At 61.7% G+C, this 20,011-nt stretch carries 17 protein-coding genes; 12 read left to right on the forward strand and 5 right to left on the reverse strand.

The annotated features are described in order from the left end of the window. The first annotated feature begins 4 nt into the window (after positions 1–4). Positions 5–712 (forward strand): MIP/aquaporin family protein, encoded by a 708-nt coding sequence (locus R2834_00920; GenBank protein MEZ4698862.1) that lies wholly within the window; start codon positions 5–7, stop codon positions 710–712. Positions 713–808: 96 nt separating this feature from the next. On the opposite strand, the gene R2834_00925 is transcribed toward R2834_00920, so the two are convergent. Then, on the reverse strand, positions 809–2,377 hold the full coding sequence (locus R2834_00925; GenBank protein MEZ4698863.1) for an AMP-binding protein: 1,569 nt from the start codon (positions 2,375–2,377) through the stop codon (positions 809–811). A gap of 392 nt (positions 2,378–2,769) precedes the next feature. On the opposite strand from R2834_00925, the gene R2834_00930 reads away from it, so the two are divergent. From R2834_00930 to R2834_00950, 5 genes are all read left to right on the forward strand, one after another. Next, positions 2,770–3,150 carry a DUF2513 domain-containing protein gene (locus R2834_00930; protein ID MEZ4698864.1) on the forward strand — a complete coding sequence of 127 codons (381 nt, stop codon included), beginning with the start codon at positions 2,770–2,772 and terminating at the stop codon, positions 3,148–3,150. A 367-nt stretch (positions 3,151–3,517) separates the two neighbouring features. Continuing rightward, on the forward strand, positions 3,518–4,396 hold the full coding sequence (locus tag R2834_00935) for a formyltransferase family protein (GenBank protein MEZ4698865.1): 879 nt from the start codon (positions 3,518–3,520) through the stop codon (positions 4,394–4,396). A gap of 39 nt (positions 4,397–4,435) precedes the next feature. Next, complete coding sequence (locus R2834_00940) at positions 4,436–4,870, forward strand: OsmC family protein (GenBank protein ID MEZ4698866.1); 435 nt, start codon at positions 4,436–4,438, stop codon at positions 4,868–4,870. Then, positions 4,860–6,062: an aminotransferase class I/II-fold pyridoxal phosphate-dependent enzyme gene (locus tag R2834_00945; protein MEZ4698867.1), complete on the forward strand. Its 1,203-nt coding sequence runs from the start codon at positions 4,860–4,862 to the stop codon at positions 6,060–6,062. The genes R2834_00940 and R2834_00945 overlap by 11 nt, the downstream gene beginning before the upstream one ends. 27 nt (positions 6,063–6,089) lie before the next feature. After that, positions 6,090–7,874, forward strand: coding sequence for a sodium:solute symporter family protein (locus tag R2834_00950; protein ID MEZ4698868.1), 1,785 nt, complete (start codon positions 6,090–6,092; stop codon positions 7,872–7,874). 1,021 nt (positions 7,875–8,895) lie between these two features. Here R2834_00950 and R2834_00955 read toward each other — a convergent pair. From R2834_00955 to R2834_00970, 4 genes are all read right to left on the reverse strand, one after another. Beyond that, positions 8,896–9,876: a serine hydrolase domain-containing protein gene (locus R2834_00955; protein MEZ4698869.1), complete on the reverse strand. Its 981-nt coding sequence runs from the start codon at positions 9,874–9,876 to the stop codon at positions 8,896–8,898. Between the two features lie 196 nt (positions 9,877–10,072). Beyond that, positions 10,073–10,537 (reverse strand): hypothetical protein, encoded by a 465-nt coding sequence (locus R2834_00960; protein MEZ4698870.1) that lies wholly within the window; start codon positions 10,535–10,537, stop codon positions 10,073–10,075. Positions 10,538–10,925: 388 nt separating this feature from the next. Continuing rightward, positions 10,926–13,139 (reverse strand): molybdopterin cofactor-binding domain-containing protein, encoded by a 2,214-nt coding sequence (locus R2834_00965; GenBank protein ID MEZ4698871.1) that lies wholly within the window; start codon positions 13,137–13,139, stop codon positions 10,926–10,928. A 448-nt stretch (positions 13,140–13,587) separates the two neighbouring features. After that, positions 13,588–14,919: a galactokinase family protein gene (locus R2834_00970; GenBank protein MEZ4698872.1), complete on the reverse strand. Its 1,332-nt coding sequence runs from the start codon at positions 14,917–14,919 to the stop codon at positions 13,588–13,590. 99 nt (positions 14,920–15,018) lie between these two features. Between R2834_00970 and R2834_00975 the strand changes: the two genes are divergently transcribed. The 6 genes from R2834_00975 to R2834_01000 all read left to right on the forward strand — a co-directional run bounded on the left by R2834_00975 (position 15,019) and on the right by R2834_01000 (position 19,976). Further along, the gene (locus R2834_00975; protein MEZ4698873.1) at positions 15,019–15,819 is read left to right on the forward strand and encodes a flagellin; all 801 of its coding nucleotides are present in this window, start codon (positions 15,019–15,021) and stop codon (positions 15,817–15,819) included. 133 nt (positions 15,820–15,952) lie between these two features. Then, complete coding sequence (locus tag R2834_00980; GenBank protein MEZ4698874.1) at positions 15,953–16,282, forward strand: hypothetical protein; 330 nt, start codon at positions 15,953–15,955, stop codon at positions 16,280–16,282. Between the two features lie 83 nt (positions 16,283–16,365). Beyond that, positions 16,366–16,689, forward strand: coding sequence for a hypothetical protein (locus R2834_00985; GenBank protein MEZ4698875.1), 324 nt, complete (start codon positions 16,366–16,368; stop codon positions 16,687–16,689). A 43-nt stretch (positions 16,690–16,732) separates the two neighbouring features. Further along, positions 16,733–18,340 carry a hypothetical protein gene (locus R2834_00990; protein MEZ4698876.1) on the forward strand — a complete coding sequence of 536 codons (1,608 nt, stop codon included), beginning with the start codon at positions 16,733–16,735 and terminating at the stop codon, positions 18,338–18,340. 110 nt (positions 18,341–18,450) lie between these two features. After that, the gene (locus R2834_00995) at positions 18,451–19,059 is read left to right on the forward strand and encodes a hypothetical protein (GenBank protein MEZ4698877.1); all 609 of its coding nucleotides are present in this window, start codon (positions 18,451–18,453) and stop codon (positions 19,057–19,059) included. A gap of 155 nt (positions 19,060–19,214) precedes the next feature. Next, positions 19,215–19,976, forward strand: a complete 762-nt coding sequence (locus tag R2834_01000) for a creatininase family protein (protein ID MEZ4698878.1) — start codon at positions 19,215–19,217, stop codon at positions 19,974–19,976. The last annotated feature ends 35 nt before the right edge of the window (positions 19,977–20,011 follow it).

Below are 20,011 nucleotides of genomic sequence, written 5' to 3' on the forward strand. Positions count from 1 at the left end.
ACCCATGACACCATTTCTCGCGGAATTTATCGGCACCGCCATGCTGCTCCTGCTCGGGGACGGCGTGGTCGCCAACGTGGTCCTCGCCCAGACGAAAGGGCATAACGCCGGCTGGATCGTCATCACGATCGGCTGGGGCATGGCCGTTTTTACCGGCGTGTTCTGCGTCGCCACGTACAGCGGCGCGCACCTGAACCCGGCGGTGACCATCGGGCTCGCCGCCGCCAGCAATTTCCCGTGGGCCGACGTCCCCTATTACATCATCGCCCAGGTGCTCGGCGCGGCCTTTGGCTCGTTCCTGGTCTGGCTGATGTACCGGGACCACTTCGAGCGCACCGACGACCCGGACGCCAAGCTGGCCGTCTTTTGCACCGCGCCGGCCATCCGGCACACCCGCAACAACCTGATCTCGGAGATCGTCGGCACCTTCGTGCTCGTCTTCGGCGTGCTGTACATGGTTCAGGCGGAAGTCGGCCTCGGTCCGCTCGACGCCCTGCCCGTGGCGCTCCTCGTGCTGGCGATCGGGCTCTCCCTCGGCGGCACCACCGGATACGCCATCAACCCGGCGCGCGACCTCGGCCCCCGGATCATGCACGCGCTCCTTCCAATCTCCCGCAAGCGCGACAGCGACTGGGGATACGCCTGGATTCCGATCGCCGGCCCGATCCTCGGCGGCATCCTGGCCGCCGGCGTGTACTGGCTGTTCAGGTGAGGGAGGGTTCAAGGTTTGAGGTTCAAGGTTTAAGGAAAACGTCCTTGATCCTTGATCCTCAAACCTTGAACCAACTGCGGGTGTCGCGAAATGCCGTCAGCCCGCGCCGGCCCGCTCGCGTTCGACGAGGACGCGGCGCAGGATCTTGCCGGACGGCACCTTGGGGATTTGATCGACGAAGGCGACCTTGCGGACCTTCTTGTAGGGAGCGACGCGTTCCGCCACGTAGTCCATCAGCGCCGTCTCCGAGAGCGACGCGCCGGCTTTGAGGACCACGAAGGCCTTGGGCACCTCGCCGGCCTCCTCGTCCGGACTCGGGATCACGGCGGCGTCGGCGATATCGGCATGCGTGAGCAGGACGGCCTCGAGTTCGGCCGGCGCGATCTGGAGCCCTTTGTATTTGATGAGCTCCTTCACCCGGTCGATGACGTAGAGAAAGCCTTCGGCGTCGGTGTAGCCGATGTCGCCGGTATGCAGCCATCCCTCCGTGTCGATCATGTCCCGCGTGGCGTCCGGCTTGTTGTGGTAGCCGCGCATGACCTGCGGGCCGCGGAGCCAGATTTCGCCGGTTTCGCCGGTCGCGACCGGAGCGCCGGTGGATAGGTCCGCGATCAGCACCTCGGTATTCGGAATGCACGTGCCCACGGCGCCGAGCCGATCCGGGACCAGCGGCGAGCAGATGTGCGTGACCGGGCTGGTCTCGGTAAGCCCGTAGCCCTGCCGGACCGTGCAGCCGAGCCGGTCCTGGCACATCCGCGCCAGCGCCTCGGACAGCGGCGCCGCACCCGACGTGATATGGACGAGCCGGCTGAGGTCGTATCGGTCGACGAGCGGGCTCTTGGCCAGGAACAGGATGATGGGCGGCACCAGGAAGGCCAGGGTCACGCCATGATCCTGCATGTTTTGCAGGAACGACTCCGGCTCGAAGCGCGGCATCGTCACGATCGTGGCGCCGGCGTAGAGCGCCAGTCCCATGATGGCCGTCATCCCATAGATATGATAAAAGGGCAGGATGCCGATCAGCACATCGTCCGACGTCACCGGCAGGGCCGCCATGACCTGCATGACATTGCCGACGATGTTGGCGTGGGTGAGCATGACCCCCTTCGGCAACCCGGTCGTGCCGCTGCTGTAGGGCAGTGCGATCAGGTCGTTTTCGGGATCGATCGCGACCTCGGGGACCGGAGCCTTCGAGGCGCGCAGGGTTTCGTACGGCACGCAGCTCTCCGCCTCGCCGAAGACGATGATGTGGCGGACGTGGGTGCCATAGGCCGCCTTTTTGGCGGTCTCGATCACGGCCGGATGCGCAACCAGGTAGACGGCCTCCGAATCCATCAGCTGCGCGTGGAGCTCGTCCGCCGTGTAGGTTGGATTGATGGTCGTGTTGACCGCCCCGTTCATCGACACCGCCAGAAAAACGACCGCGTACTCCGGCACGTTCGGGCTATAGAGCGCCACCTTCTCGCGGGGCCGCAGCCCGAACGCATGCAGGCCGGCGGCGACGCGTTCGATCGATATGCGCAGGGTGTCGTAGGTGAGGGTGCGTCCGGTTGCGCCATCGATCAGCGCCGGCCGATCCGCCAGCTCCGCAAACCGCTCGGCGATAAAGGCATGCAGCGAAACACGGGGAATGGTGATGTCGGGTAGCGGACTGCGAACGATCATGGGCGCGGGTGAGCGAGGTCCAGGGATACGACGCTATCTTAACCGACAGCGAGCACGTCTTCAAGTACGGGCGACCGGACGTCACAGCACGCCGCGCTGGACGATGCGGGGGGTGGAAGCAGGAAGCCCGATCCAGGGAGCATACCTCAGCCCCCGCTCCCATGCAAACGGATGCGCCATTTCGATGCGCCAATTTCCGGGTGTTTTTCTGACTTTTGCCCGCGATGGCACGACAGAGACGCAATGTGGTCCGCTGCGCGGCGTATATCGTTGCGGGAGACCGGTTTGAGGCCGGCGTCCTTCACCGCGGGCGCCCCCGGCGCTTCCCGTGGCCCCGGTGGCGTTTTTTTTCTTCGGATGTCCTATATTCACATCCGTCCCAAACTGATTGTATGAAGCGAAATCTCGATCTGATGCGCCACATCCTGCTCCAGGTAGAAGAGCAGGGCGATCCGGCTGAGCCGTTGATCCACGCGCTTTCACTGGACGACGTGGATCAGCATCTCGTCGACGAGCACGTCAAGCTGCTCATCGACTCCAAGATGCTCGAAGGCGAATACAAATACACCACGAACAACCGCATCCTGTTTACGGCGATTCGCAGCCTGACGTCGCGCGGCCACGATTTCCTGGACAATGTCCGAAATCCGAACGTCTGGAATCATATCAAGGAGCGCGTGCAAACAACGACCGGCACCGCTTCTTTTGACCTCATCGAGGACCTGTCCCGCCAACTCGTCGCCGCGGCTCTAAGCCGCCCGAGAACGGCCTAGGCGTCCACCTGCTCTGTTGTACCTAAATCAAAAGGCGCTGCATGCCTTTGGAAGAGCGACACATGCAAAACGAGTCGGCGACCAGGACGCGACTGTCCAGCTTCGGGTGCCCGCTGTTTATCATCAGCTTTATCATCTTGCTGATTCTGGTCGCATTATTGCTCATCTGACCGCGTTTCACGGGTAAAGGGCCGGCGCCAGGCGCCGAGCGGCCTATTCCCGGATCGCGCCGTCGCGTGGGAGGAAGGTTTTTCACCTTCGCCACCCCGGGCGCCCGAACACGCCGTCCGATCGAGCCATGCGCATCGCCTTTTTGTGCAATTCAGAATTTGCACTGCCGTCCGTCCCGCTTCTCGCGCAACACGGTATGCTGGCCGGACTCGCCTGTTCGGACCTCGCGCCTCACATCGCCGGCATGCTCCAGGAGCAGGCTCGCCAGCTCGGCATCCCCTTCGCCACCGTGGCCCGCGCCACGATCGCCTCGGATCTGGAGGACTGGCTCATCGCCAGCCGGGCCGATGCGGCCCTCGTGCAGACCTTCCCCTACCGCATCCCGGCCGCCGTGCTGGACCTCCCGCGGCACGGGTTCTTCAACATTCACCCGGGCAAGCTGCCGGCCTTTCGCGGCCCCGACCCCGTGTTCTGGCAGATCAAACAGGGCAGCGCGTCGGGCGCCGCCACGCTGCACCGGATGACGCCCGCGTTCGACGACGGGCCGATCGTGTGGATGGAGGAGGTGGCCATCGGGCCGGAAGACACGTATGGCGTGCACCTTAGCGTGCTGATCGAGGCCGCCGGCCGCTGCATCGAGCAGTTCATCGCGCTGCTGTCGGCCGGCGAGCTACCCGCGCTCCCGGCGCAATCCGAAGCCGAGGCCGGCTATCAGGGCCGGCCCGGCCTCGACGACCTCACGGTCGACTGGTCCGCGTCCGACGCCGCCGCCATCGCGGCGCTGGCGCGCGCCGCCAATCCGACCTATCAGGGGGCGGTGGCTTTCCTGCGCGACACGCCGGTCCGCATCCTGGAGGCGCGCCCGACGCCGTTCGAGCCGATTCCCCGGCTGCCGGCAGGCACCGTCATCGCCACGACGCCGGATCGCGGCCTGCTCGTGCTCTGCGCGGGCGGCACCGTGCTCCAGCTCGCCATCGTCGCCACTGACGAAGGCACATTCAGCGGCGCCCGCTTCGCCGCCCTGTTCGGGATCTCCATCGGGGAGAAATTTTCAATGCCGGCGTTCGTATCTTGACGGCGTTTCGTGCTTTCCCCTCCTACCTCCCTACCGCGTATGATTCATATCCAGGTGGAGCGTGTTGACGACGCGTTCCATTTCGTGGGCCGCAACGACCGCGGCAATACCGTGCACATGGATACCGGTGTCGAAGATGGCGGCTCTGGCCAGGGCGCCGGGCCGATGCAAACCCTCCTGATGGCGCTTGGCGGCTGCAGCGGGATCGACATCGTATCGATCCTGAAAAAAGGCCGGCAGGACATCACGTCGTTCCGCGTCGATTTCGAGGCTGAACGCGCCCAGGGGGAGATACCATCCCTCTACACACGCATCCACGCCCATTACGCCCTCGAGGGCGACCTCGACCCCGACAAGGTGCGCCGCGCCATCGACCTGAGCCTCGAAAAATACTGCTCCGTGGCCAAGACGCTCGAAAAAACGGCCCAGATCACGTACTCGTTCTCCGTCAACGCTGTCGATTATGCCCAGTAACGCCCCCCACGACCCCTCGAAATCCCTGCACGAAGAAACCCGCGCCATCCGCACCCAGACCGAGCGCTCGACGCAGCGCGAACACGCGACGTCGATCTTCATGACGTCCAGCTTCCTGTTCGACGACGCCGAACATGCGCGCGCCCTGTTCGCCAAGGAGCGAAGCGGCAACATCTATGCGCGGTACAGCAACCCGAGCGTCGACGAGTTCGTGGTCAAGATGTGCGAACTGGAGGAGGCGGCGGACGGCATCGCCGTCGCGTCGGGGATGTCGGCGGTGTTCACCGGGCTCGCCGGCCTGCTCAAGAGCGGCGACCACATCCTGGCGTCGCGGTCTGTCTTCGGCTCCACGCACCAGATCCTGACCCAGCTGCTCCCGCGCTGGGGTATCACGCACAGCTACGCCGACATCGAGGCGCCCGAGCGCTGGGAGGCGCTCATCCAGCCGAATACGAAGATCTGCTACGTCGAGACGCCGTCCAACCCGGCGCTGGACCTGATCGACCTCGACTGGCTCGCCGGCCTCTGCAAGGCGCGCGGGGTGCTGCTTTTTGTCGACAACATCTTCGCCACGCCGATCCTCCAGAAGCCGATGCGGCACGGCGCCGACCTCGTGATGCACTCCGCCACCAAATACATCGACGGCCAGGGGCGCGGCATCGGGGGCGTGATTCTGGGGAGCGCGGAAATCATCGAGCCCATCCGGTTTTTCGCGCGGCACACCGGTCCGTCGCTTTCGCCCTTCAATGCCTGGATGTTCAGCAAAAGCCTCGAGACGCTGGCGGTGCGCATGGAGCGGCACTGCGCCAACGCCCTGGCGCTGGCGCGCTTCCTCGAAGGACACCCGGGCGTTGAGTTCGTGAAGTACCCGTATCTGCCCTCGCACCCGCAGCACGAGCTGGCGCGGCGGCAGATGTCGGCCGGCGGCGGCGTGGTGACGTTCGGCGTCAAGGGGGGGATCGAGCAGGGCCGGCGGTTTCTGGACGCCCTGGCGCTGTGCTCGCTCTCGGCCAATCTGGGCGACACGCGGTCCATTGCCACCCACCCCGCCAGCACCACCCACAGCTCGCTCAGCGAAGAAGATCGGCAGGCCGTTGGTATTTTACCCGGACTTGTCCGAATTTCGGTCGGTTTAGAACACATCGACGACATCGTCGCCGATATCGATCAGGCGTTGAACCGCAGCGCCTGATACCCCACCAGCGCCGCCGGCCTCGCCATGCATCTTGCCTCGATTGACTGGACGATCATCTTCGCCTTTTTCGCCGTGTCGCTTTTCGTGGGGCTCTGGTTCTCGCGCAAGGCCGGCGACAGCACGACCGACTTCTTCCTCTCGGGGCGCAGCATGCCCTGGTGGCTGCTGGGCGTCTCGATGGTCGCGACGACGTTTTCATCCGACACCCCGAACCTCGTCACCAACCTGGTGCGCGTCGACGGCGTCGCCGGCAACTGGGGCTGGTGGGCGTTTCTGCTGACGGGGATGCTGACCGTGTTCGTCTATGCCAAGCTGTGGCGCCGGTCGCAGGTGATGACGGACATCGAGTTTTACGAACTCCGGTACAGCGGGAAGGCGGCGGCGTTTTTGCGCGGATTCAGGGCGCTCTACCTCGGCCTTATTTTTAACGTGGTCGTGATGGGCTCCGTGGCGCTGGCCGGCATCAAGTTCGGCGAAATCATCCTCGGGTGGCCGGGCTGGCTGACGCTGACGGTGGCCGGCTCGATCACCCTCGCCTACAGCACGGTCGGCGGATTGCGGGCGGTCATTATCACGGACTTCTTCCAATTCATCATCGCGATGTTCGGCTCGATCGCCGCCTGCGTCTATCTGCTCGGGATGGAACAGGTCGGCGGCCTGAGCAACCTGCTGCAGAACCCCGCCGTCTCCGACCGCCTCAGCCTGATGCCCGATTTTTCGAACCCGGAGGCCTGGGTGCCCATCCTGCTCGTCCCCATCGCGGTGCAGTGGTGGGCTTCGTATTACCCGGGCGCCGAACCCGGCGGCGGCGGCTACATCGCCCAGCGCATCTTCTCGGCGAAGAACGAGAAACACGCCATGACGGCGACGCTGTTTTTTAATGCGGCCCACTACGCGCTGCGCCCGTGGCCGTGGATCCTGATCGCGCTCGCCTCGATCGTCGTGTTTCCGACGTTGACCGATCTGCATGCGGCCTTTCCGAATCTGCCGGCGGACAAGCTCGGCCATGACGTCGCGTACCCGGCTATGCTCACCTTCCTGCCGCCGGGGCTGCTCGGACTCGTCGCCGCGTCGCTGATCGCAGCGTTCATGTCGACGATGTCCACCCAGCTCAACCTGGGGGCATCGTACCTGGTCAACGACTTCTACCAGCGCTTCATCCGGCCCGACGCGACCCAGCGGCAACTCGTCTGGGCCGGCCGGATTTTCACCATCGTGTCCACCGTCCTCGGGCTCGGGCTGGGCCTGCTGTTGACCGACGCCGGCCAGGCTTTCTCGCTGCTGCTCCTGCTGGGCGCCGGCACGGGGCTCATCTACATCCTGCGCTGGTTCTGGTGGCGCATCAGCGCGTACACCGAGATCGTGGCGATGATTTCCTCGATGATCATCGCCGGCTATCTGACCTTCGTGCACGACCGGCTCGGCTTTTTGCCGATGTCGGGCTCGGCCAAGGTCGTCGTCGGCGCCCTGCTGACGACCATCGTGTGGATCGTGGCCACCTACTTCACGCCGCACGACGACGACGCGACCCTGCGCGCCTTTTACCGCCGCATCAAGCCGGGCGGCAACGGCTGGGATGCCGTGCTGGAACGCGCCCGGCTCGACGGCGACCCGATCCCGAAAGAAACCGGTCAGCTCCCGATGGAAATCCTGGGGATGCTGCTCGGCTGCATCGCAGTCTACGGGGCGCTCTTCGCCACCGGCTTTTTCATCTACGGCGAAATGACGTCGTCACTGATCGCCGGCGTGGTCAGCATCGCCTGCATCGTCGGCCTCGTCCGCATTTTCCCGAAGTTGACGTTTTTTTGATCGTGGGAGTGGCGGGATGCAGGATGTAAGATGCAGGATGGGTGTCGGCCGTCCTTTGAGCGGGTTATGCAGATAGTATGACCATTCCGCGAAGGAAACGGCGATAGGATGCTGTATAGCCACGTCGAGATGGCCCAGACCTGTCTACCGTATCACAAACCGGGCGACGGCGTTAGCGGGTACATACCCAAGCGCTGCGGCGCGGCTTGATTGGACAGCCGACGAACGTGCGGACGCCGGGCGGATGGTGGCGTCGCCGGCCAACGAAGCTATGGCTCTCGATGGGTTATCCCGGGTTACGCAGCGTCTGTGCCGCATTCCACGGGAAAAGCCTTCATTCGTCGCCAGGGAGCCGTCGAGGAAGCCGCTCGGAGCAGATTTCGTTTTAACCGGGGGATCACGAAGTCCCCTGCTTTACCTGAGCCGGCGATTTCGCTCTACGCCCCACCAAAAATGGCGGGCTACTTTTCTGAACCTTCATCTATCGGCAGCGGTGCGATAGAATACTCTTCCTATGCCGTCAAAACGACCAGGAAATTCGATAGCCGCCACATTCCCCTGATCATCGATGCGGAATTGCGGAAACCAGGCCTCACCTCCGCTGCGAGGGTTCTTTTTATCAATTCCCCACGGACCTCTATCTACAGCACGAAATGTATCATAATGCCAGTGTTCTAGGTCCTGGGTGTAGCGACCGAGCCTCATAACTAGCCCGCCAGACTCAAGGGTAACGGTTATTGCGCCGTAAATGCTATCGGTAAATTCGCCGGTATACCCAGCTAAATCGAGTGTTGTCTGAGTATCTGGCACCTATTCCGCGCTTTGAGTCTGGCTTCTGCTCTATCTTGCAGGCTTCGATACAATGCCAGTAGATCACGGCTCCAATCTTTTCCCGCCCCACCCAGATATTGGTCAAATACCTGATACATCAGTGCGTGCCTCAATTCAGGAGCATGGCTGTTGGCTAGTACGATGACACCGAGGCGCTCCTCAGGTAGCAAGCCTATTAACGAGCCTGTTCCTACATGACTTCCTGTATGCATGGCAACAAAGCGCCCTCGGTAATCCTGCAAAAACCAACCAAGACCATATGCAGTGAAATTAGGCTTTGCTTCACGAGTAGCGGCATTACTGGGAGGCAACAGAGCATTTGAGGGTGAAACAACTCAGTGAATGACGCTGGCTCCACCAATCGATCTTGGCCTACACGCGTGCTATCCAGAAGAGCTTTAACCCAGCGCGTCATTTCAAGCAGACTCGAACGCATGCCGCCCGCTGCTCCACCAGCGGGGTAACCACGATATGCGACCACGCGCAACGTATCGTCAATAAGGCCGTGCGCCTGTGCTACCCCCTGGCTATCGGCCAATCCACGGCCGTTCGTTTTCGTGGCATGCATGCCCAACGGTCTGAGAATGTGATCCGTCACAAAGCGTTCCCATGACTGCCCGGAAACCGCCTCGATCACGGCGCCGGCGACTACATACATGTCGTTGTTATATTCCCACGTCGAGCGTAAGCTTGAAGACTGTAGTGCAAATCGCAGGCTATAGATGCCCTCTTCAGCGGTGTCAATTAAATCCCACGGATTTGTCGGCCTTACCCCTGTGCGATGCGACAACAAATCACGGATGGTCAACTCTCGGGTGACGTAGGGATCTGCCACCTGGAAGTCGGGGAGATACGTTATGACAGGCGCATCAAGATCGACCTTGCCCTGATCAACAAGCTGCATGATCACCAGCGCTACAAAGGCTTTCGTATTCGAAGCCAGGCTGAAAAGTGTGTTCTCGTCGACCGCTTCACCTGATCGGACATCGCTGACGCCAAACCCTTGTAAAAACACCACAGAATCATCTTTGACAATGGCGACCGCCAGACCAGGAATCTGCCAGGCCTTCCGCGCCTGCTCAATATATCCATCCAATCCTTGAAGCGGAGATTCCTGCGCTCGGGCAGGTATTGCGAGAGCAGCGACTAGCAACGCAGCGAAGAATTTCATAAGTGTGCCACCAAGTCTATTTTACTGTCGCAACTGATCGGAAAATCGATTAGCCCATTCCCCAATGTCACAAGCTAATACTAACCCGAGGATAATACTGTAGACCATTCGCCAGGCAGGCGACCTGCTCGGGACTCTACCCTGCCGGATCGGGATTTCGCCCTACGCCCCTCGGTCGGAAGTTTGCTTTCTGGCTTTACTTCACGATCATATTTCCTGCGTATTCCTCGGTAAACGTCTCCTCATATTTTGCCATTGCTGCTTTCACCTCCGGCCTTTCGGAGATAGTTCTCCACTTCGCGGATTCGTCACCTGAAAAGTAGCTGTTATGAGTGGCGAGGTCTGGAATCAAAGTGAGCATACCAAGATGCTCGGCATGTTGCCCAAAGTTCATGAAGCCTGTCATCTGCCAGGTAACTCCAGGCACAGCCTCATTAAATACATCCGAAAGCTCTTTGCCTATCTCCAGTGCCTCTTCCTTGTTTAGTTCTCCGTTGATTTCCAAAAAGCGAACAGATACGATAGTGCCTTCTGGCAATGCCGCAAACTCATTAGCACTCGGAGCCTGGGCGGTCTCAGCGACAGCAGGTTGATCGATGGCTTTTGCACATCCAAAACCAATAGCAGCTCCTAACAAAAGAGTAATAACAAAGTTTTTCATCTTTGTAAAATCTGGTGGGTACAAAAATCGATTCAAAATAGCAACAGCGCTTTGTTATGAGATGCAATTTCAGTACAGAAATTGGCCGCGATGACGAAACGGAACGTTTCTGTACAAGAATATCTGCCTGAACGGGTCAAATAGCAAGCTTTTGACCCCAGTTCGTAAATCCCGCCGGAAAGCGAAGTCCTTCTTTCTGGGCGCCTCTCCCCCACTCGCCAGGCCCTTCAGCGCCCCGAGCCCCTATATTATAAGGCATCCCCGTGCTCGGAGCCCGACCGGTTTCCGCGAGGCCTCGGCAAACAGATCGCCCGCCTGGGCCCCCTACCCCGCCATTTCGTGGTTCGCCCGCCCAGTTGGTAATTATTCAAAAAAACGCGGTTTACTGTTATAACATCAATGGCAATGAGCGAATCCGCTTCCTTGTGGCTGCAAAGTAAGCGTTTGCAAGAGCAGGAGCCACTGGAGGCAACGCAGGCTCGCCCAATCCCATCGGTTCGGCCTCATTCTCGATGAAGTGGACTTCTATTGATTCTGGGGCTCTATTGATACGAAGAAGAGAATAATCGTGAAAGTTACCCTGGGAGACTCGTCCTTCAGAAAGCACGATTCCTCCATAAAGCGCCGATGATATCCCATCAACGATTCCCCCTTCAATCTGTGCTTTTGCTCCATTAGGATTGATCACCCTGCCGCAATCTACAGCCGCAACCACCCGATGGATCTTTAGTTCGTTCTCAGGGGTCACCGACACTTCAAAAATTTCTGCTACATACGAACCAAAGGTGGCCTGACACGCAATCCCCCTCACTCTGCCCTCTGGCAATGGATTTCCCCAGTCAGCTTTTTCGGCGGCCAGTTCAAGCACCGCTTTCATGGGCGCCAGCCCCCTGCCTGGCGAATAGCTATAGGAATTACCCACGTTCTCATCGTTTTGCCTGTCGAGCAATTCCAAGCGATATTCGAGTGGATCTTTTCCTGCAACGGCCGCTAGCTCATCAACAAAACTTTCCCTTGCAAACGTAGCTGGAGGATACATGACCGCACGCCACCAACCCAGGGGCATTTGTGCTGCAATGGGCTGGAACTCTACCTGATAATTGGGGATGTGATACGGTGCATCCCCATACCCCAGGCCAACTCCTCCTGTCTGTCCGTACATCGAAAAGTTCATGTCAGTTTCGGCAAATCGATGAAGCACTGCATTGGGAAATCCCTGATTGTCAAGCGTCGCTTCCAGGTGATGGAGGCTCATCGGCCGATAAAAGTCGTGCTGTATATCGTCCTCTCGTGTCCATACCACCTTGACAGGTGCTCCAGCTGCCTTCGAGACAATCGCGGCTTCAACAGAGAAGTCTGGTATGATTCTTCGGCCAAAGCCGCCGCCCATCAAGGTTACATTTATCTGGATGTTTGATTGAGGAATATCCAGTGCATCCGCTACAGCCTGTGCTGCTAAAAAAGGAGCTTGCGTTGGAGCCCAAAGCCGACATCCTTCGTCTGTCACGTGGGCTGTGCAATTCATTGGCTCCATCGTCACATGAGCCAGGAATGGCACTTCATAATCAGCGATTATTTTCGAGGAGCTATCTTTCAGAGCACCCTCGATATTGCCCCGGTTGAATACAACTGGACATGAATCGCTCAAAGCCGCTTCCATCTGCTGTTTGATTCCATCGGTACTCAAGTCGCTTACTGACTCAGTATCCCATTCTACCTTCAATGCCTCGCGGCCTTTCATCGCGGCCCAGGTATCCTCTGCAATGATCGCAACGCCACTCGCTATTCGAGTTGCTATGGGTTTCGTTCCCCATCCCCCCTTAAGGCGCTCTTCAGCGACGGAGGTTGGGCCAGCTGGAATTTCAACGATAGCAAGAACACCAGGAATCTGAAGAGCTGCCTTATCATCATAATTAGCCAACGTCCCACCGAATACTGGACATCGCTCGATAACGGCGTACCGCATACCGGGAATCTTTACATCCAGTCCATAGGTAGCCCTACCGGTCACGATATCCGGGACATCCTGCCCTTTTGTAGCAAGACCGACGATCTTAAAATCATCGGAAGACTTAAGGGGCGCTTCTTCGGGAACCGGTAATGTGGCCGCTGTATTAACGAGCTCCCCGTAGCGTAATGCGCGGCCATCTGTATGAGTGATAACGCCTTGCTCCGCACGACACTGCGATGGCGTCGCCCCCCAGGTTTGGGCCGCGGCTGCTATCAGCAATTCGCGCACCAAAGCTCCCGCCTTTCTCAACTCTCCCCATCGGTAGCGGATCGTTCCGCTACCGCCTGTGCTCTGGTTTCCATACTGTTCTCCCAGAGGTGCTTGCGAGACGATGACATTCGTCCAATCTGCTTCCAATTCCTCTGCGACGACCATGGCCAGCGAGGTGCGAACGCCCTGGCCCATTTCAGAATTGGGGATCGTAATGGTTACCGTACTATTCGAATCAATCTGTATAAAAGCACTTGGAGCTATCGATACATTCGCAGCCTTCGATTCCGGAATCGTGCACGCGGGCAGATATAGTCCGGCCAAAAGACCGCCGGTAGAAGCTGTACTTATCCTAATGAAGTTACGCCGATCAATGTTCATTTTTCCTGCGGGCGATGGAGGAAAATCAATTCGAGGCCTTAGCCAATCAATTGCGGAATCTTGTTGCTCATTGCTCCCAGCTTCCATTTCGTCAATGCGTACAAATAAGAAAGAGGGTAAACAAGAGAATAGAAGATAAGAGGGGTTTCATCGGCTATACCAATTGGTGGGAATTAGCATTTAATTTATTTAAGCTATACAGATGGGTTAACAGAAGCAATTACAATGGTGCATTCTGGCCGCGATAGCGAAGAAATCCCCCCTATTATAACTCTCTATCACCGACAACGGCAACAAAAACTTCCATTTGTTCGCTGCGTCTGCGCATTCGCGACGTCGGAAGGTTATGGACAGATTGGCATTCCCTATCTGCATGCTGCATCCCAGCGGCCTATACCCAATAATCGGTTCGCCCCGCGCATGCGCCCAGAGATCGGGCCGGCCCGGATTACGGGACCTCAACCATGTACCCCGCCGGCGGACCGGGTCGCGATTCGAACACGCCGGCCTGGCTCCTCTCCGGAAAAACCGCGCGATAGCTGTCCAGCCACCGCGTACGGAAGCGGGTCGCCTCGTGCGCCGGCACCAGCGCCCATACGGCTCCGCCGAAGCCGGCCCCGAACGCCGACGCCGCCAGGGCCCCGTGCGAGCGAGCCAGCTGCGCCAGCGCCACGGTCTCGGGCACCTGATTCCCGAGCAGCGATTCCGCCAGGGCCTGGGACCGGTCCACCACGTCGCCCAGCACGGACCAATCGTGCCGCACAAACGCCTCGAACGCCGCCGGCACCAGCTCGCCGTGCTCGGCCCAGAAATGACGGAAACGCCGTGCCAGCGGCGCGTCGCCCTCAAGCAACCGCTCCATGGCCGCAGGCGAAAAGCCCGGCGACTCCACGATCGTCCGAAGCCGCTGCCACGGCTGGCCGTGCGCCGCGCACCAGCGCTCGGCGATCCGGTTCGCCCTGGCGCTGGCCTCGTTGTAGGCCGCCCGCGCGGCGCCGGTTTTCTGCGCCTCGACACCCGACAGCGCCACGACGAACGTGAGGTCCTCCGGCAGCGACGCCATGCCGGCCCGCGCCATCGGCGCGTAGCGGAACCGGCTGACGGCTCCGGCCACGCTGCAACAGATCGCCGCGTGATCCTGGCTGCCGCCGAACGTCCCTACCCCCTGTTCGCCGGCCAGCGTCCGGAAGGTCTGTCCGTTCTCGATGTGCCCCAGGAAATCCGCCCTGTCCAGGTCGGTCGCGATGACCGCGCGGTACCGCGCATCGCGTTCGAATCCGTAGACAGCGCTAAGGGCGAGAAACGTCCCGACCATCAGCGCGCTCGAGCTGCTGAGGCCGGCATCCGCCGGCAGGGTGCTCTCGAACAGGATGCGGACGCCCGACGCGAACGGCCCAACATGCGTGTTTAACCGATTCCACACCGTCGACGGGTAGCGGCCCCATGCCGGCGACCCCGGTTGGGAGGCCCGCAGGTCGATCTGCTCGCCACGGGCGGCATCCTCGATGGTCGCCGCGGCCGTGTCGACGGCAGCGACCAGCATGCAGAAGCCGCGCTCCACGGCGCAGACGAGGCTGTCGCCCCCGGCATAGTCGGTATGTTTGCCCAGCACCTCGATCCGGCCCGGCACAAAAAGCGCCGCCGAAGGCGCGTCGCCCATGCGGCCGGCGAGGCGTGCGAAGACGCCGGCGTGGAGCGCCGCGGCGCGATCGGAGAGGCCGTATTGCCGCAATCGAGCCTGCCAGTCGCCTCCATCTGTAAAATCTTTCCAGCTTGCCATAGCCTCCCTTAAGCCCTTCGCTTTTCGGTCGATACCCCCAACGGGTTGTATTGCCTCCCCTTTTCACCGGCGAGCCCTTCGCCCCTTCCCCCGAAATGTATGGAGATGACCCTGGCCAGCGCCACGACGCAGCGGGCCGCCCTGGAGCTGGCGAAGAACCAGCAGGACCAGTCCGCCGCCTTGCTTCGCATGTCGACCGCGCAAAAGATAAACAGCGCGGCGGAAGATGCGGTAAACCTGGCGCTGTCGACCGGTTTTCGCGCGCAGATCGCGACCCTCGATCAATCCGCCGCCAATACGTACGACGCCATCAGCTACTCCGAGACGGCCGGAAGCACCCTCGACGGGGCGGCCGACCTCCTGATGCGCGCCGAAGAGCTTTCGGTCCGCGCCGCCAACGATACCCTCGGCGAAGACGAACGCGCCCTGATCAACAGCGAGCTGGAGACCATCAAGGGCTCGCTGAACGACCTCGCCGCACAGGCCGGCCCCGGCGGTCGCGCCCCATTCGGCAACGCCTTCTCGGTCTATACCGGGCAGGACCTCGAGACCCTCAGCCTGGATGGCATCGACGCCGAGTCGCTCGGGATCGACGGCATCGGCGCAGGCAGTGCCTCCGAAGCAGCGGCATCGCTCGGCGCGCTGGATAACGCCCTGAACAGCGTCCTCCAGGAGCACGGCAAGGTGTCGACCTTCGCCGGCAGCATGGCGATCCGATCTGAGCAGCTCGGCCGGCAGTCGATCGACACCCGCGCGGCTCTCTCGCGCGTGGCCGACGCGGATTTCGCGAAGGAAGCGTCCAACCTGGCGATTTCGTCGATCAAGGCGGACGCCAGCATGACGGCCATGGTCCACACCCAGCGCACGATGCAGTCCTTTTTCCAGAGCCTGTTCGGCTGAACCGGCCTGGATTGTAACGTACTCGTGCCGAACGGGGCTGCCGGTTAAGCCGGGCGATTTTCGGCCGATACCCTGAATGTGAAGTCTGTCCGACGGATCCTTACCCTACCCCGCGTCTTACGCGCCAACGCCTATGAGTATTTCCGTACAAGCCGCCGCGACATCCGCCGGCGAGATGGTATCGACTCAGCGCAGAAGCAGTCTGGACGCCGTTCTGAAACGCATCGCCAGCGGCTTGCCGTCGCCCCAGGCTGCGCCCGTAGACGCCGTAACCCTGAGTACCTCGGGAACGCGCGCCTATACCGCGGCGGATACCGATCCGCCCGGCGCGCCCCTCGATGCCAGCACGGTGCGTACCAAGACCTTCCTCGCAACCGAGGCCATCGCTCAACATCCCGAGAACGCTGAAGTCCATCGCCCGGCCGCGCTCCAGTCGTTCCTCAAAGCCGGCGTCGCCGGCTGATACCTCCGTTTTTCCTGCCATGTGACCTGCACACTCCGCCGTCAGGGGGCGAGACCTGACGGCGGAGTGCTCCGCCTCCTCCGATGACACCGTACCAGACCGCGACACATGCCTATCAGGCCGGCCGCACCCTCGGCGCCCATCCGATCGATCTGATCCTGATGACGTATAACGAAGCGCTTGCAGGATGCTTCGAGAAAAACGGGCTGCGCGCACGTGGCGCCGTGGTCGCGCTCAAAAATAGCCTCGACCACGACCGGTTCACCAGTCTCTCGATGCATCTCGAGCACATCTACGATCATTGCCTGTATCTTATCCATAAACAGCAATTCGAGCAGAGCGCCCAGCTGCTGACCGAGATTCGGGACGCGTGGCGCGAAGCCCGCTCCAAGCAGACCGACGGCTGAACGCTTTTCCTGCGTGTGGCCGTCGCATTGACGTACACGCCCGATGGAAAGCACAGTCAAAACGCTTCTCTTCTCCTTTCTCCTGCTCGCCGGCTGCCAGCCCTCGCCGCCGACGCTCGATGCCGACACCATCGATGCCGCGCGGATCAACGGACGCGCCTCCCGCGAAGCCCTCCTCCACAGCTACCGGTATCTCAGGGGATGGATGCGCCATGCCGACCCCGCAACGGGGCTGATACCCCGCAACCTCGGGACCGACAGCACCATCTGGAATGCCTGGGACAGCGCCGCGGACAACTACCCCTTCCTCGTGCTCACCAGCCGGCTCACGGCCCGGCCGCTGTTCGACAGCCCCATGCACGCGATGCTCGATGCCGAGCGCCGGCTGACCACGCGCGCCGCCGGCCTTCCCGACGTCTATGACTTCCGCGCCGGCGCATTCGCCCACCCGGAGATCGACACGACGCGGCTGATCTTCGGCGCTTCCGAGTACATCAAGGACGGGTTGTTGCCGCTCACCGAATGGCTGGGCGAAAGCCCGTGGAGCGCGCGGATGATCGAGCTGCTCGACGCCATGTGGGCGGTTGCCCCCGTACCGACCGAATTCGGGCCGATCGTTTCGGAAAACGTCGAGGTAAACGGCGAGATGCTGCAGACGCTGTCGCGCGTCTACTGGATGACGGGTGACGAAAAATACCTGGACTGGGCGATGCGGCTGGGCGACTATTACCTCCTCGGCCGGCATCATCCCACGCGGGATCTCGAACGGCTCCGTCTGCGCGACCACGGCTGCGAGATCGTTTCCGGCCTTGTCGAATTGTACGTCACCACCCATTTCGCGCGGCCCGACAAAAAAGCGCGGTACGAGGCGCCCGTCCACGCGATGCTCGACCGGATCCTGGAGGTCGGCCGCGACGACACCGGCCTGTTTTACAACGTCATCGCCCCGAAAACCGGCGAGGTGATCCAGGCCGGCGCCGCCGACACCTGGGGGTATACCATGAACGGGCTCTATGCGGTGTACCTGATCGACGGCACGCCGGCGTATCGCGACGCCACGCTGAAGGCGCTGCGCGCGCTGCAGCCGCATTACGCGGACTACGACTGGGAGCACGGCAGCGCCGACGGCGACGCCGACGCGATCGAGAGCGCACTCAACCTCTACAACCGCGAGGCCGAGCCCGACGCCGGCGCATGGATCGATCGGCAGATCCGCCGTATGTGGGCCAAACAGCAGGCGGACGGCATCGTCGAGGGCTGGCATGGCGACGGCAACTTCGCGCGCACGTCGATCATGTACGCCTTCTGGAAGACGAAGGGCGTCCACGCCGAACCGTGGCGGGCCGACGTGCGGGTCGGCGGCGTGATGCGGGAGGATGGGTTGTACCTGAGCGTCTCCGCGGACAGCGCCTGGGACGGCCGGCTCTTTTTCGACCGCCCCCGCCATCGCGATGTGCTGCATCTGCCGATCGACTGGCCGCGCATCAACCAGTTTCCCGAGTGGTACACGGTCGATGCGACGCAGCGCTATCTCGTGTACGACATGAAGTCGGATGCCCGCACCCTCGTCGACGGCCGCCAGCTGCTCGAAGGCTTCCCGGTGTCCTTGCCTAAGGATGAGGAGCGGGCGCTCTACGTCAGGTCCTGGTGAAGGGCCCGCGCCGGCTGCCCGGTGCCAGCAGCAGGGCCGCTGTTGTCATCCCACGCGCCAGGTTGTAGATTAGCGGTACGACCCCAAGCTCACACCTCAATCGGTTTCCTATGTCGACTCATCGCCTGCGTCTTGCCGCGCTCCTGCTCGCGGGATGCCTTCCCGCCGTTGCCCTGGCGCAATCCGTACCGCCGCCCGCCATCCAGATCGCCGGCGCCGTGTCGCCGCTGCCGGACGACCTCAAGGACGGCGCCGCCGTGCTGGGCTACGGCGCGACTGGCGAAGACCTGATCACCCTCCGCGAGGGCACGAACGAGATGATCTGCCTGGCCGACAAGCCCGGGGATGATCGTTTCCAGGCGGCCTGCTATGCGCGCAGCCTCGAGCCGTTCATGGCGCGCGGCCGGGAGCTGGCGAAAGAAGGCAAGGACCGCGGCGCCAGCCGCGACATCCGCCGGCAGGAAGTCGAAGCCGGCACCCTGCGCATGCCGGATGGTCCCGCCGCGCTCTACCAGCTTTTCGGCCAGGCCGACAGCTTCAACACCACGACGGGCGAGGTAACCAACGTGCGCCCGCTCTACGTGATGTACATGCCCTTTGCGACGACCGAATCCACCGGGCTGTCCGCCGAACAACCCATGCCCGGCGCGCCCTGGCTGATGGACGCCGGCATGCCGTGGGCGCACATCATGTACTCGCCGCCGCAGCCCGGCAACTGATGATACGGGATGCTATGTGATGGATGCTGGCTATCGGATGGTGCCTCAAATCAGCGCATCTGCCGCCAGCATCCAGCATCTAACATCCCGCATCCTGCATCCTGCATCTCGCATCCCCCCTGACATCTCGCATCCAGCATCCCGCAGCCCTCCCCATGCGCCCCTACCTGATTGCCGAAGTCACCTGGAAATTCGTCCAGGAGAACCCCTACGCTGTGATCGTACTGCCCTGGGGAGCCACCGAGGCGCACAACTACCACCTGCCCTACGCCACCGACAACATCCAGAACGATTACGTCGCCGCCGAGGCCGCCCGCATCGCGTGGGCGAAAGGGGCGCGGGTCGGCGTGTTGCCGAACATCCCGTTCGGGGTCAACACCGGGCAGCTGGACATCACCCTCGACATCAACATGAACCCGAGCACGCAGTTTGCCGTGTTGCGGGACGTGGTCGATGCGCTCGCGCGGCAGGGCATCCCGAAACTCGTGGTGCTCAACGGGCACGGCGGGAACGACTTCAAGCAGATGCTGCGCGAGCTCCAGCCGCAGTTTCCCGGCATCTTCCTCTGCACCATGAACTGGTACAGCGCCGAGCCGTGGACGCCCTACTTCGAGGACCTCGGCGATCACGCCGGCGAGCTGGAGACCAGCGTCATGATGCACATCGCTCCGGAGCTCGTCCGCCCGCTCAGCGAGGCCGGCGACGGACGGCAGCACCCGTTCAAGATCCGCGCGTTGCGCGAAAAGTGGGCCTGGGCGCAGCGTGACTGGCTGAAGGCGACCGACGACACCGGCGCCGGCGATCCGGCCCGGGCCACGCCCGAAAAAGGCGCCCGCTACGTCGCGGCCGTCACGGAGCGCATCGCCGGCTTCTTCGTAGAACTCGCCGCGGCAGATACGTCGGACCTGTACGAATAGGTTGCAGGTTGCAGGTTACACGTTTCAGGTGGTTC

It is taken from the genome of Rhodothermales bacterium (genome assembly GCA_041391505.1).
GTDB lineage: Bacteria > Bacteroidota > Rhodothermia > Rhodothermales > JAHQVL01 > JAWKNW01.